This window comes from Verruconatronum alginivorum (assembly GCF_056590205.1).
Genome location: NZ_JBWPVQ010000001.1, coordinates 3877294 through 3891518 on the forward strand (window position 1 = coordinate 3877294; position 14225 = coordinate 3891518).

Here is a 14225-nt window from a genome sequence, read left to right on the forward strand (position 1 = left end):
GACCCCAGCAAACAAGCAAAACCCACCCCAGTCTATTGCCAGCGCGCGGTGTTCAATCGGGAAAAGATGGCTTAGCGGCGGAAGCGTTCGAGGCGGGTTTCGCGGGTGAGGACGCGGTAGTCGGTGACCGGGAGGCAGGAGAGGAAGAGGCGGCCGTATTGTTTCAGGAGGACCCGGGAGTCGAGGATGGTGATTACGCCGCGGTCGGATTTGCTGCGGATTAACCGGCCGATTCCTTGGCGGAACTGGATCAGCGAGGCCGGCAGGGTGTATTCGGCGAATGGATTGCCGCCGTTTTCGCGGATCCATTCGCATTTGGCTTCGGCCACCGGATGGGTCGGGTTTTCGAACGGAAGGCGGGTGATGATCACTTGCGATAGGGCCGGGCCTTGCACGTCGACTCCGGTCCAGAAACTGTCGGTGCCGAAGAGAACGGCGTTTCCTTCCTCCTTGAAACGGCGGGTCGCTTCGGAGCGGCCGTAGTCGCGGCCTTGAATGAAGAGGGTGCGTCCGGCCCGGACGAAAGCTTCTTCGGTCAGTTCCGCGACCTTCCGCATGTCGGAGTAACTGGTGAAGAGCGCCAAGGTGCCGCCGCGGACTTTTTCGACGCAGAACAGGATGTAGTCGGCGAGCGCGTCGATCGAGAGGCGGGCTTTTTCCCGGGTCGGGAGCGGGACGTCGCGGGCGACGAAGACCCGGACGTTTCGTTCGTAGTCGAACGGAGAATCTTCGATGGCGGAGGGGATGTCGGTGGCGCCGGCTTGTTTTTGGAAGATGGCCATGTCGCGGTTGAGGGCGAGGGTGGCGCTGGCGAGGACGACCGAGGTTTTGCGTTGAAACAACGCTTCGCGGAGGTAGGGGGCGACATCGAGCGGTGCGGTCCGGAGGGTGACGATTTGTCCTTTTTGTCCGCTTCGCTCCAGCCAATGGACATGGTCCTCCTCCTTGAGGGCGATCATTTCGGAGATGCCGGTGTTGTAGGTCATCAGCCGGTTTTTCTGATCGAGCATCTCGTTGCGGGCGGGTCCGTCTTCGAGGAGGTCGGCCAGTTCGGCGGCGACGTCGATCACTTTGCGGAGCGGACCGGCGAGGGACGGTTCGCACCAGTCGGATTGGCGGATCCGGACGATCGAGCGTTGGTCCAGGAGGAGTTCCCGGATGAACCCGAAAAACTCGTCGGCGGCTTCGATCGCCTCTTCAACCGCGCGGCAATGTTTCGGTTGGCCGTAGCGGTAGAAAAAGCCGCGGCTGGTCCTCGGGTTGAAGAGGGATTTGAGCAATCGGTCGAGACCGTAGGAACTGATCCGGGCGCCGAAGTGGTCGGTGGCGATGGCGGGAACGGTGTGGGCCTCGTCGAGCACGAGGAAGTCTTTGGGAAACAGAATCCCGGGGGGACGGAACGCCTCCGACATCCCGGCGTTGATCAAGGCGAAGAGGAGGCTGTGGTTGAGGACGATCAAGTTGGCCTCCTGGACGGCGGCGCGGGCCTTTTGGTAAAAACAGGTTTTGGGGGAGCAAGTGCGGCGGTTGCAGGCGGAGGAGTCGGCGTTGACCCATTCCCAGACGGTCGGGGTGGGGGAAGGGCTGAGTTCCTGGCGGAGGCCGGACTGGGTGCGGTAGGACCATTCGATGATCCGCTGGAGTTCGTCTTGGTCGGGGCCGGGAAACAGGTCGGCTTTGGTGGCGACCGCTTGGCTGAGACGGGTCGGGCAGAGGTAGTTCGATTTGCCGAGGAGCAACACCGCCTTGAAATCGGCGAAGCGGGTCAGGTCGGGGTGCGATTGGAAGAGTCGGCGGCAGATTTGGAGGTCGTTTTGGAGGATCTGTTCCTGGAGGGCGATGGTGGCGGTGGAGACGAGGAAAGGGCGCTCCTGTTCCACCGATTGGATCAGGCCGGGGAGGAGGTAGGCGAGGCTCTTGCCGACGCCGGTGCCGGCTTCGAACAGGATCGAAGCATTTTTGGCGAAGGCTCCGGCCACGGCGCGGGCCATTTTCTCCTGTTGGGGGCGATGCTCCAGTTGGAGGGCGTGCTGGAGTTGGCCGCCCGGGGCGAAGATCTGGGCGACCCGGGGGAGCAGGGCGGGCGGTGAGGCGGGGGCCCGGAGTTCGTCTTCGAATCCGATCATGGGAGGGGAGGCCAAGGAAACAAACTCCCGGCGGCGGCGGGAAAGGTTTTGCTATCGGAAGTCGTTTGAATTGAAACCATTCGAATGAATCTGGAAACGGGAGCGAAACTGGTGTTTATCGGTGACAGCATTACGGATTGCGGACGGACGGGTCAATTCCCGCCATTCGGTCAAGGTTACGTCGCGTTCCTGCGGTCGCTGTTCTTGGTCCGGCGTCCGGATCTGAAACTGAAGTTCGTCAATCACGGGATCAGTGGCAACACCATCCGCGATCTTGCGGCCCGGTGGGATACGGGGGTTCTCGCGGAGCAGCCGGACCTGTTGTCAGTGATGATCGGGATCAATGATATTTGGCGGGGGTTCGTCGCGGCGGAGCGGGCGGAGTTCCATGTGCCGTTGGCGGAGTTTCGGGAGACTTACCGGGATCTGGTCGCCCGGAGTCGGGCGGCGGGGATCGGGCGGATCGTCTTGTGCGGTGCCTTTTTCGTGGAACCGAACCGGGAGGAGCCAATGCGGCGGATGTGTGAGGACTATAATGGAGCGGTGGCGGATTTGGCCGGTGAGGCGGGGTGCGAATACGTGGACATGCAGGCGGTGTTCGACCGTTTCCTGGAGCATCAGCATCCGATGGCGATTGCCGCCGACCGCGTCCATCCGGAGTCGTTCGGACATTTGGCGATGGCGGAGGAGCTTTGGCGGCGGTTGGACGGCGGTCGGGGTTGATCTTGCGGATTGCACGGTCGAGGAGTGCGGGGTTGCAAGGTCTGGAGATGGCGGCGGTTTTATCTGGGCGAAAGTTGGAGTCCCGCCTTTAGGCGGTCCCTACGACTCAAAATGCGGCTAAAGTCGGGACTCCCACCGGGGAGACGCTGCACTGCGGGAAGGATGCCCTGTCGTCGAGGGAAAACCCGATGCTCCCGAATACCCGGACAGGAATGTCCGGGCTCCTTTGGGGGGAGATTGGCATCGTTTTAGCTGCGGAGGGAAGCGATGCACGACACAAAACCAGCGAATCTCCATATTCCGTTCAATCTTTCAGCGAGGAAGGGAGGGGGAGCGGTATGAATGCGGAACGATCGATCGCGAATTTTGATTCGGCGTCCGGCATGCTTCGGGCGATTGGGGCTTATCTGCGGCGGGAGGACTTTCCGGCGCTGGGGGTGATTCCTCGGCCAATGATCGCGCCGATGCGGGGGGTGGGGAGTCTCGTCAACGCCATGCCGCGCGCGCTGCGCGAACAGGTTTACATCTGGAGCGGCTGGAATGAGGCGGTCCCGGCTTCGAAAATTTCCGAGGTGAATATGGACACGATCGCCGAGTGGGCGGTGAGTCAATATCCGGAGCGGAAGTATCCCGCGGCGATGATCGGGTCTTCGAATGGCGCCAACGTCCATTTGTGTTCGGCGATGGGGATTCCGTGGTTGCCGCAGACGGTGTTGGTCCCGGTCCGGCGGTCGGGGCCGCACGCGGACAAACCTGAGGAAGATATCGAGTGGGGGGTGGAGCCGGCGCGCGCCTTTTTGGAAGCGAATCCCGATGTGGAGCTTCACCATATGCACGATCCGAATCAGGACCGTCTGATGGTTCAACGGATGTGTTATTTCCGGGTGAAACGGCGGCGGCTCGGGAAGGCTTACGAGCAATTTCTGCTGCGCAATGTGGAGCCGGGGGGAACCCTTTATGTGGTCAATTGCACGTTGCGGTGGCCGACGATTACCGTGCAGGAGCGGCATCATTTTCAGTTTGGCGCGTTGGGTGGGGCGGAGATCGATGAGTTTATGCACGGAAGCAATCGGGTTCGCCGGTATTTAAAGCGATACGACTCGGAAGTCGAGAATTGGGATCCGCCGCAAGCCGATAATGAACGGCCGGAGGCCGAGTGGGGTTTCGACGCGCCATTGGCGGACGACATCCGGCGATTCGCCAACCGGCACGGTTACCGGGTGAAGACGATATCCTTCGAGATGCCGGAGGATTTCAGTCCGGTGGTGGCCGATTTTCACCGGGAATTGAATCGCGAGCGGGGGATCGTCGGCAATCGCTTGCTGGTGGAGTCGTTCGTGTTGTTGGAGCCGTATTGGACGGCGCGGACGGGATCGGTCCCTTATTGGATGTTCTTCAACAAGGAACCGTCGTTGGCGGCGATCCGGAAGTATTTGGAAAGCCGCGAACCGTTCGAGGAGATTTTCATGACCCTCTTCTCCCATGGCGTTGATTCGGTCGGATTGGCCACGATCGACCAATGGAGGACGGTCCTGGATATGGCCGAGCGGCGAGGAGAGTTTGTCGGGGTCGACACCGATGCTTATCCGCGCGATTTCGCGGTTCTCCCTCATTTCCGGGATTCGATCAAGAAGAAGATCCGCTCCCGTTACCCGTTGCCGCCGCCGGTCGACATCGCGAAGGTCGATCGCTTTCTCCGGGAGTTGCCCGAGGAAAGTCCGGTCAAGCTGGAGGAAGGCATTCCGGAGTCCGTCTTCGCCAAATAGAGGGTATCCGAAAAGGAGAGGGGAATTGCTCACAAACAGGTCCCCTCGTATGGAACTTCACTGTGCATACGGGTTGCCGGGCGATCATGTTTTCGCGCGAAGCGCTTTGGAGTGCGGTGCGTCCCCGCACCGCTTTCGAACGGTCAGCGATAGCCGCGCGCCCGGCAGCCATTCGACGCCCGGAGCTCTTCCGCGCGCACCAAAGCTCCGCGAGGACGCGGAGCACTCCAAAGAGGCTCCGCCTCAAAACCAAGTTTCATTCTATGTCGTTCCCCCGGGCGCAGCCCGGATTTTTGCTCGTATGGAACTTCACTGTGCATGCGGGGCGCCGGGCGATCCGGTTTTCGCGCGAAGCGCTTTGGAGTGCGGTGCGTCCCCGCACCGCTTTCGAACGGTCAGCTGACAGTTGCGCGCCCGGCAGCCATTCGACGACCGGAGCTCTTCCGCGCGCACCAAAGCTCCGCGAGGACGCGGAGCACTCCAAAGAGGCTCCGCCTCAAAACCAAGTTTCATTCTATGTCGTTCCCCCGGGCGCAGCCCGGATTGTTGCTCGTATGGAACTTCACTGTGCATACGGGGCGCCGGGCGATCCGGTTTTCGCGCGAAGCGCTTTGGAGTGCGGTGCGTCCCCGCACCGCTTTCGAACGGTCAGCGATAGCCGCGCGCCCGGCAGCCATTCGACGCCCGGAGCTCTTCCGCGCGCACCAAAGCTCCGCGAGGACGCGGAGCACTCCAAAGAGGCTCCGCCTCAAAACCAAGTTTCATTCTATGTCGTTCCCCCGGGCGCAGCCCGGATTTTTGCTCGTATGGAACTTCACTGTGCATGCGGGGCGCCGGGCGATCCGGTTTTCGCGCGAAGCGCTTTGGAGTGCTCCGCGTCCCCGCGGAGCTTTCGAATGGTCAGCTGACAGTTGCGCGCCCGGCAGCCATTCGACGACCGGAGCTCTTCCGCGCGCACCAAAGCTCCGCGAGGACGCGGAGCACTCCAAAGAGGCTCCGCCTCGGAAACCAAGTTTCATTCCATATTATTCACCGGACGCAGCCCGGATTTTTGCTCTTGAGAGAGGGGGACCGCTCGCAAGAGTGGTGGGGGGGCGGAGCCGATCCGGTGAACGCCAACCCTTTTCGGACGGGGTTTAAATAAATAAAGCCGGAGGCTACAGGAGCACCAACCCGGCGATCACGACGACAAAAAGAGTCGCGAGGGAAAGGATCAGGAAAAGGTTGTATCGCCGGCTGTCGCGGAGGCGGGATTGGTTCGCGGAGTCGGAGGGCGGCTTCGTCGCCGGGATGGCGGCGGGAGTGGTGGGGGCGGGAACCGTGGGTTCCGGGGTTGGGGCAAGCGGTCGGGCGGCGGTTTTCATCATAGGGAAGCGTTTAAGGATGTTGAAGGCGACGGAGTTTTCAATTATGCACTTCAAGAGGAACAATGAAAAGTGAAATCGGTTCCTTCGAATCTGGTGGATTCGAGTGGCATCGATATTGAAATCCTCCGAAGCACCGCATAGGGTGATGGTTTATGGCTGATACCGTGATCATTGTCCCCGCCCGTCTGGAATCGACCCGTTTCCCGCGCAAGCTGCTGCACGAGGTTCGCAACAAACCGTTGTTGCTGCATGTCGCCGAGCGAATTCGTTCGCAGTGTCCCGAATATCCGCTGATTTTCGCGGTGGATGACCGGGTCCTTTACGACATGCTCGAAACCAACGGGTTTTCCGCGGTGATGACCGCCACCACCCACCAGAGCGGGTCCGATCGGTTGGCCGAGGCCAACTTGAACGTCGGGGCGGATTACGTGATCAATGTCCAGGGAGACGAGCCGTTGATCACCCGGAAGCAGATCCTGGAGTTGGGTCGGTTGATTTCCGGCGATTGCGACATGGCGACGCTGGCGACTCCGTTTGCGCGGCAAGAGGATTTCTTTAATCCGAATCAGGTGAAGGTGGTGTTGGATCGAAACGACCGGGCCTTGTATTTCTCGCGGGCTCCGATTCCGTATCCCCGGGACGCCGGTAAGGAATTGTCGGAAGATTGGTTCGTCGACCATCACGTCTACCGGCATCTCGGATTGTATGCGTATACCAAGGATTTTCTGAAAGAGTTCACCCATTTACCCCCGGGTGATCTGGAACGGATCGAAAAGCTGGAACAACTCCGCGCGTTGGAGAACGGTTATACCATTCGGGTTGGTTTGAGCGAAGAGCCGACCATCGGGATTGACGCGCCGGAGGACGCCGACGTCTACGAGGCCCATTTGGTAGCGGCGGGCGCCCGGGACGGGGTGAAGGACGCGGATTCGTAAGCGAGCTAAACCCGTCGGGTGACCGGGATCTTGCCGCGGGATCGGTCAGGGTGCCTCGTCCGCGTAAGGATATGGATAATCCTCGCGGGAGACTTTCGCGGGCGGCAGAATCATTTCGTCGAATTCCTGCGTCAGGCGTCCGACTAGGGCGGGCAACTCCTCGGCGGCTGGATGGGGGTGGTTTTCCGCGGTTTCGCGGGCCAGTTCCAGGGCTTCATCCTGACGGTCGAGCAGGACGAGGAGCATGATTTTCCGTCGAATCAGGTGGAGGTCGAGCGGATCATCACGAAGTCGTTTGTCATAAATGAGTAAGGCTTCCTGGTAGTGAAAGCGGGCTTCATCGGTGCCGTCCAATCGGGTCAGGGCCATCCCCCGTCCGACCCAGGCTTCGGTCCGGTCGGGATCGAGCAGAATAGCTTCGTGGAAAGCTTTGTCCGCCTCCTTCCAATTCCCTTCGTGAAGAGCCTGCTCGGCGATGGCGAGTTGCTCGTCTGCTTCCTTCTCCACCATTTCGCGGCAGGAAGTGAGGAAAACCAAGAGAATCGATGTGAGAAGGAGTCGGCGCATGGGAAAGCTCGCCGACCGAAGGGACTGACGAGGCAAGTCTATCGGACCAATTTATATTTCAGATTGACCGGAGCGCAACTGTTTTGTCCGCCACCCGTTTTTGGTTTTTTGGCGCCGCGGACTTTCCGGAGCGAGATGGTCCGCGTCGCCTCCCGGCCGTGATATCGGGGCCGCGCTGGGCGGACCCGGTGGGGCGGCGTGCCGGCGTGCTCGCCCCACTGCCGACGATCAGAAACCCGGTTCGTTGAGAACCCGGAGGCGAAGGAAACGGCTGGATTGGTAATTCATCCACTGGACGTCGTGGACGATGACGGTTTCGGTATCGCCATTGTCGATGATGGTCTCGTGTGGATAGATCGTGTACCAGAATCCAAGGGTGTCTGCCGCTTCGGGTCGGAATTGGAGATCCGGATCGCCTTTCCGCCGGGTATAGGTGAGCGTGAGGCGGTGCATCGGAGTGCCATGGAACAACTCAACGGTCCGCCCGACCGTCGGCAGTCCGCTGCGGTCCGGTTGAAGGGGATCCAGGGCGAAGGCGTAGCGCAACAGATTGGGCACACCGAATCCGCCGGGATCGTCCTCAAGACCGCGTTGTCCGGCCGGTAGAACCTCAGCCCAGGTGTGAAACCCGCCCGGAGGTGGGATGTCGCCGGTGAAGACAACCTGATCGACCCAACCCCGGCTTCCTTCGCCCATGTCATAGTTCCAGCGGAGATGGTGGAGACCTTCGGGGAGATGGAAAGATTGGTGCTGCCAACCCGTGGTCGAAGCGCCCTGGTGGTTTTGCAGGCCGGCATGCCAGATGCCATTTATCCAGAAGCCGAATCCGCCGCCCCATCCGAAATCCCGGTCGACTTTCCAGTAGAAGCTGATCGATCCGGGGCCTTGGACGGTTGTGTCGAGGTAGCCGGGAGCGTATCCATCGACCGGTCGGGTTTCGGCGGCGTCGACGCCGTCCAGGGAGTCCAACGTTTGGCCGACCCATCCGTGGCCGCCGTTAACCCAATCCAATTCCGGTGCGTCCAAAGCTTCGCCGAGCGGGACCGCGACCAGGAGACGGGCGGGACGGCTGATTTCCAGGCCGGCGGTCGTCCAGAGATTGACCGCGTATAATCCGGCTTTGGATGTATCCACATTTTCGAGCGTCAAGGTCGACTCGTTCGCCCCGGGAATGATCTGACCGTTCTCGGTCCATTGGTAGGAGAGAGGGAGGGCGGCTTCGGCTTCGATTTCGAAGGTAGCGGATTCGCCCGGATTGACCACGATATCGCGGGGGTGGGCCAGGAGGTTGGGACGAAGCGTCAGCAACATTTCGATACGCCAAAGGCTTTCCTCCACGGCGGCGGCGGTCAAGTCGGGCAGCACTCCGGCGAAAGTCGGATCGGGGAGAGTCCCCTCCACTGCCTTATCGTCGACGAAATTGGGCAGCAAGGCACGGACGTCGACGGCGTTATCGGCGAAGAGCGGTGCGAGGTAAACGTGAAAAGATTCGCCTTCATTTTCGTCGAGGTCGATCGGGTTTTCCATCGCTTCCTCGATCCTGCCGAGGATTTCCCGGAATTCCTCTTCGGCTTCCCAGTCTTCCGCCTCAAGGACGAAGAGGCGGTCGTCGCGCCCGCTTTGGCGAAGGAGGGGAGAGGCGGCGTTGAAGAGTTGGATCGCTTCCGTGAGCGCGGTGCCGGCCTGAACCCGTTGTTGGCCGTCGGCTAGGGAGAGGAGCGAAGCGTTGTCTTCCAGCAGCCGGGCAAGGGTCAGCAGTTCGGTGTCCACCAAGGCTTGTATGGCGTCGGCGGATACGTTGAGATCGTTGCTGGCGATACCGAGCCGGAGGGCGGCTTCGACCGCCTTCAGGGCGGCGCGGAGGACCAGGATATCGGCCCGGTCGACGACGACGGAATCGCCGTTGCCATATGGGTTCGGAGTTTGTCCGAAATCCTCCGGGACGAGACGGAGGGTGAAGTTCGCGCTGTTAATTTGGGCCAGGTGCATTTGGGTAACCATAAGTTCCTGGAGGATCACGTCGGTTACGAATTGCTGCAGCTGTCCGCTGGTGGCACCCGCCGGCGGCAACTCCGCTCCCTCGATGATGTCGGCTTCCCAGTTGTAGATATCTCGCCCGCCGGAGTCGACTTGCCAGAAGTCGAGCAATTGATTTGTCCGCGGGTCGGCGGATAAGGCTACGAACCGGGTGATGGCGAGCATCGCCTGGGCTTTTTCGTTGCCGGGATCATTGGCGACGACGGCGGCGAAGGCGTCGCGCGCCTGAATCAATTCCTGGGCGTGGAGGTGGGCGCGGGCCCCGGTGAGGGCGGGATCCTGGTCGAGGCCCGACGCTCGGAACGGGAGCAAGGCCGCGGCGATCGCGAGATAGGTTAGGTATTTTTTCATAGGTTATTGGTTAGGTTGAAATAGATTGGACGAAAGATCGGGAGTTTGGGAAAGCGGCCATCGGAACGGGCGGCCCGATTCATCGGTCCAACCGAGGAAGCCCGCTTCCGGACCGTCGAGATGGATCGCGGCCCGCTGGGCGGTTTGTGCGCCGTCCGCCGCGTAAATGACGGCGGAGCCGGGGAATCGCCAACTGTCCGGAGCAAACGTCAGTCGGTCCGATTCGATCCGCCATGCGGCCGGTTGATTTTCAAACGAAAAGCCGCGGACTTCGGTGCGGGCCGAGTCCGTGACGCGGGCGATCTCTTCGGCGAACGCCTTCAACACCTCGGGGTTGGCTTCGTCGGAAAGGAACTGCAGGCGGACTCCCTGGATGACGACGACCGGGAGAATTCCGATCCGGAGAAATCCGCGGCGTTCGTTTTCGACGAAGATCCGGTCGATTCTGAGGCGGGCGACGGGATCTCCAGTTGCGTCGGAAAATGAAGTGAGCACCAATCCGCGAAGGTCATGTTGACGGGAAAGCAAGACGTGGGCTTTCCCCGGGTCGGTCGCCATGCCGGACGGACCGGCGATGGCAAAAAGCCAAAACAATGCCGCGACGAATGAACCGAGCGAAATGAATCGGATCGGTCGATGCGTGGTGCCAAGCCCTGCCGGACGTCGGATCGAAGCGAACATATTTAAAGAAGGTTGGGCAATTACCGGAAAAAAGCCGTTTTGACTACCTCGAAATTCGAGTATTTTTTAGAGGAAGCGAAACGAAGGAATCGGATGGCGGACAAAAGGGGATCAAATACGGGACGAAGCGGACGGGTGGTCGCGATCACCGGAGCGACCGGGTTGGTTGGTTCGGCCCTTACGGATCTGCTCCGTCAGGCGGGCCATACGGTCCGGAAGGTGTCGCGCGGAGACTCGGGAGACATTCGTTGGAACCCGGAAGCGGGACAACTCGCCCCGGCGGATTTGGAGGGAGTCGATGCCGTCGTTCATCTCGCCGGGGAACCGATCGCGAAGCGTTGGACGGCCGACCGCCGTAAACGTATCTTGGAAAGCCGTCGGCGGGGAACCCGATTGCTGGCGGAGACGGTGACGAATTTGGAACGTCCGCCGGAAGTTTTTGTGTCGATGTCGGGAATCAATGCTTACGGATTCGAGCGGTCGGAGGAGCTGACGGAGGAAAGTGAATTGGGCGACGGGTTTCTGGCTGAAGTTTGCCGGGAGTGGGAGGCCGCGACTGATCCGGTCGATGCGGCCGGTATCCGGAAAGTGGTGATTCGGTGCGGTATGGTGTTGAGTCCTCGCGGCGGGGCCTTGGCGATGATGTTGCCGGTGTTTCGGTCGGGTATGGGCGGACCGATCGGGCAAGGGGAACGTTGGATGAGTTGGATCGCGCTCGACGATATTGCCGGAATTTTGCGGCAGGCGGTCGAGGACGATCGTTATCGAGGCGTATTGAATGGCGTCGCACCCAACCCGGTGCGAAACAAGGAGTTTGTCCGGGCATTGGGCAAAGCTCTCGGACGGCCCGCGGTGGCGGCGGTTCCCCCGGTCGCCTTACGATTGAGCTTGGGAGAAATGGCCAAGGAGACGGTTCTCGGCGACCTGAAGGTCGTGCCGGCGCGGTTGCGGGATCTCGGTTTCCGATTTCGCTATGCGGAGTTGACGGAAGCGTTCGAACATTTGCTCCGCACCTCGGGGAAGAAGGAGAGGGGCGGGTGAATCACTTTCCCCGTTTTTGAGCCGATTTCATAGAAGCCTACATCCCCGCTGCGCCCGGGCGAATATCATAGAGGGAAACCTCCCTGCACTGGGAGGGATGGCATCCTGCCGTCCGCCGTCGGCGTCGGCGTCGGCTTCAGAAGAAAGTCGGCTGGAAGCCAACCCTCCGATTTTGTCGCCCTGCAACCCGCATGAACAATGAAGCAGAACAGATTGCAGGTTGATGGAAAACGGGTCACCAGGCCGTCCAACCGCCGTCGACGGCGAGGGTGTGGCCGGTGACATAGGTGGATGCGGAGGCGAGGAGAAAAAGGACCGCGCCGGAGATTTCGTCCGACCGTCCGATTCGGCCGAGGGGTGTTTTTTCCGCCAGATTTCGGATGAACTCCGGACTTGTGTTCTGCTGAGCTGGAGAGGGGAAAGGACCGGGGGTGATGCAATTGCATCGGACGTTGCGGCGTCCCCAGTGGGCGGCAAAGTAGCGGGTCATTGCTTGGATTCCGGCTTTGCCAACGCCGTAGTCGATCGGGTTGGGCGAAAGCGGGGGCGGGTAATTCCGTGGTTCGGGGGCGATTGTCCCATACATGCTCGAAAAAAGGACTAACGAACCCCGACCGGCTTCGGCCATGGCGTTGCCGATGGTCCGGGATAGGGCGAAAGTGGCGGTGAGGCCGACGTGATTCACCTGGTCGAATCCCTCGGGAGTGAGTTCGTCCAACGGTTTCCCGGACGCGCCGTAGGTAAGGACCACCGCGCCTTGGGGGACTCCGCGTTCCTGGAGGGCCTTCTGCAGAAAGCCCTCGGTTGCCGCGCAATCGCCGACGTCGAGGTTGGCGGGGGTCACGCTCGCCTCAAGCCGGGCCTGGGAGACGAAATCCGCGGCCTTGGAGTCAAGGTCGGCGCAAAGGAGGGTGGCTCCGGCTTCGGCGAGCAGGCGGACGGTCGGTTGGCCCAGGTACCCGGCTCCTCCGAACACCCAAATATCGCTGCCGGTAAGATCGAACTGGTTGATAAGCGCCATGATGGGAGAATGAGAGTTCATTGCTGAGAGTCGAAACGAAAACGGAGGAACATGCTGGTAAATTGAAGTCACCGGCAATCTCTGAAGCAGGGACAGTTGCTCCGCACTTTCACAAGGCGACGATGGGGCCAAATTGCGGAGGAGACCTGAGCGAACTCTGATTCGCATAGAGAATGGATCGATCGGACGGCGCCTCACGACCGATTGTAAAAGTTTAGCTCATGGGTTGGTCAAACCACGGCATCTGATAGGCGGACGGACCAAAGGTAACTGGAGCGGGAGTGATTATCGTTTTCGGCGAGATAGATCACTCCTTTGGAGTCGAGGCAAAGATCGTGGATTCGCGCGGGGCGTTCGGCACTGTGAGGATCCACGAGGTCCTCCCAAATCTCCAGATGTTCGGTGTTTGGATTGAAGCGGCAAATGGCTGTTTCTCCCTTCATGCCGCCTGCTCCGTAGAGGCAATTGTCTTTTCCCCAACTCATCGCGGGGAACCGGCCGGATTGCATGATATTGGCGATTTTCTCTACGCGATGATCTTTCACGTCGATTCGGCAAAGAACCCCGGCTACTGTTCCGGCATAAATATAGCGATCTCCATCGTAAGACATGCTGTCGCAAAAACCATAATCCTCCTTGTGCCGAGTTTCGTTTAAATCGGCATTTGAAAGTTTCGCATGGGGTGGGTCGGGAATTAATTGGCGGCATTCCGATTTTCTAGACAAGCCAAATTCGAACCAAACAAATCGATCATGGTCGGGATCGTATTTAAATAACCTTATTGGACAGGGACCCGACCGTTCGTCCCAAGCCCGCGTTTCCGCGCAAGTTCCCCAAAGGCATCCATGCCGGTCCACCACCGAATTGTGGGGCTGGGCCAGATGCAAGGCGTTTCCCACATAACCGAGGATGCGCGTTTTCCCGGTAGTCATATCATAACGGAACAAGAACTCGGCCGGATAGGTGAAGCCATAGATGATGCTTCGCTGGGGATCCAAGGCGATTGATTGAAGGTATAGAGAAGGAAATGGGATGCAAAGAATTGAGTATGTGTCGTTCCGCCAATCGTAGCGAACCAGTTTGCCCCCCGGAGCCTCGGTTTGCTGGTCCAGATCGTGTAATAGTGACGTCGAGAAATAGAAGCAATCGTCAGCTGGATTGAGTAATAATGTCCGGTGGATTTTTGAATCAAAGGCATCCGTCCACCGCCGGGTGTTCAGGCTGACAAAGGTTTGATCGATGGGGTGGAACCGGTAAAGGAGATCGCCGTCAATGGAATTGAGGCCGCAATAGATGCCATTGTCTCCGGGATTGAACGTGATCGCGTCAAAGCTGATCCAGCCGTGACGCCATTCCGGATTCGCGGCAAGGTCTCGATAGTGCCATTTCCCGGCAATTGTTTCATCCCAACCGTTTAGTTTGACATCGCGAAGCGCGTGGAGGTTTACCTGCAATGACGGTAACGAGTCCATTTGGGTGCCGGATGAGAATCGGACGGATTTGAGTTCGGATTTGGTGAAAATAAAAAGATTTACAATCCAGTAAAGTATTTGCAAGGATAATAAATCACTGATTGAAATTGTTTATCCTTTTTCGCAATGTCTCTTGGA

General features: G+C 59.7%; 11 protein-coding genes. 4 read left to right on the forward strand and 7 right to left on the reverse strand.

Translation table 11 applies throughout. The features are described from left to right. Window positions 1-71: 71 nt before the first annotated feature. Window positions 72-2126 carry an ATP-dependent DNA helicase gene (locus ACWUI2_RS13890; RefSeq protein WP_486983452.1) on the reverse strand — a complete coding sequence of 685 codons (2055 nt, stop codon included), beginning with the start codon at window positions 2124-2126 and terminating at the stop codon, window positions 72-74. Window positions 2127-2210: 84 nt separating this feature from the next. Between ACWUI2_RS13890 and ACWUI2_RS13895 the strand changes: the two genes are divergently transcribed. Together ACWUI2_RS13895 and ACWUI2_RS13900 are read left to right on the forward strand one after the other, a co-directional pair. Then, complete coding sequence (locus ACWUI2_RS13895) at window positions 2211-2849, forward strand: SGNH/GDSL hydrolase family protein (RefSeq protein ID WP_486983453.1); 639 nt, start codon at window positions 2211-2213, stop codon at window positions 2847-2849. A gap of 338 nt (window positions 2850-3187) precedes the next feature. Next, the gene (locus tag ACWUI2_RS13900) at window positions 3188-4615 is read left to right on the forward strand and encodes a hypothetical protein (RefSeq protein WP_486983454.1); all 1428 of its coding nucleotides are present in this window, start codon (window positions 3188-3190) and stop codon (window positions 4613-4615) included. A 1157-nt stretch (window positions 4616-5772) separates the two neighbouring features. Here ACWUI2_RS13900 and ACWUI2_RS13905 read toward each other — a convergent pair. Next, a complete protein-coding gene (locus ACWUI2_RS13905; protein ID WP_486983455.1) occupies window positions 5773-5982 on the reverse strand; it encodes a hypothetical protein in 210 nt (69 codons plus the stop codon). A gap of 152 nt (window positions 5983-6134) precedes the next feature. Between ACWUI2_RS13905 and kdsB the strand changes: the two genes are divergently transcribed. Beyond that, the gene (gene kdsB, locus ACWUI2_RS13910; protein ID WP_486983456.1) at window positions 6135-6917 is read left to right on the forward strand and encodes a 3-deoxy-manno-octulosonate cytidylyltransferase; all 783 of its coding nucleotides are present in this window, start codon (window positions 6135-6137) and stop codon (window positions 6915-6917) included. Window positions 6918-6962: 45 nt separating this feature from the next. On the opposite strand, the gene ACWUI2_RS13915 is transcribed toward kdsB, so the two are convergent. From ACWUI2_RS13915 to ACWUI2_RS13925, 3 genes are all read right to left on the reverse strand, one after another. Then, on the reverse strand, window positions 6963-7484 hold the full coding sequence (locus ACWUI2_RS13915) for a hypothetical protein (RefSeq protein WP_486983457.1): 522 nt from the start codon (window positions 7482-7484) through the stop codon (window positions 6963-6965). A 228-nt stretch (window positions 7485-7712) separates the two neighbouring features. After that, on the reverse strand, window positions 7713-9872 hold the full coding sequence (locus ACWUI2_RS13920; RefSeq protein ID WP_486983458.1) for an immunoglobulin domain-containing protein: 2160 nt from the start codon (window positions 9870-9872) through the stop codon (window positions 7713-7715). Between the two features lie 3 nt (window positions 9873-9875). Next, window positions 9876-10553, reverse strand: a complete 678-nt coding sequence (locus ACWUI2_RS13925) for a hypothetical protein (protein ID WP_486983459.1) — start codon at window positions 10551-10553, stop codon at window positions 9876-9878. 93 nt (window positions 10554-10646) lie between these two features. Here ACWUI2_RS13925 and ACWUI2_RS13930 point away from each other — a divergent pair, with 93 nt between their 5' ends. After that, window positions 10647-11594: a TIGR01777 family oxidoreductase gene (locus ACWUI2_RS13930; RefSeq protein WP_486983460.1), complete on the forward strand. Its 948-nt coding sequence runs from the start codon at window positions 10647-10649 to the stop codon at window positions 11592-11594. Between the two features lie 235 nt (window positions 11595-11829). Here the strand turns inward: ACWUI2_RS13930 and ACWUI2_RS13935 are convergent, their stop codons facing one another. Together ACWUI2_RS13935 and ACWUI2_RS13940 are read right to left on the reverse strand one after the other, a co-directional pair. Next, window positions 11830-12615, reverse strand: a complete 786-nt coding sequence (locus ACWUI2_RS13935) for an SDR family oxidoreductase (RefSeq protein ID WP_486983461.1) — start codon at window positions 12613-12615, stop codon at window positions 11830-11832. Window positions 12616-12845: 230 nt separating this feature from the next. Continuing rightward, the gene (locus tag ACWUI2_RS13940) at window positions 12846-14087 is read right to left on the reverse strand and encodes a hypothetical protein (protein ID WP_486983462.1); all 1242 of its coding nucleotides are present in this window, start codon (window positions 14085-14087) and stop codon (window positions 12846-12848) included. Window positions 14088-14225 lie beyond the last annotated feature (138 nt).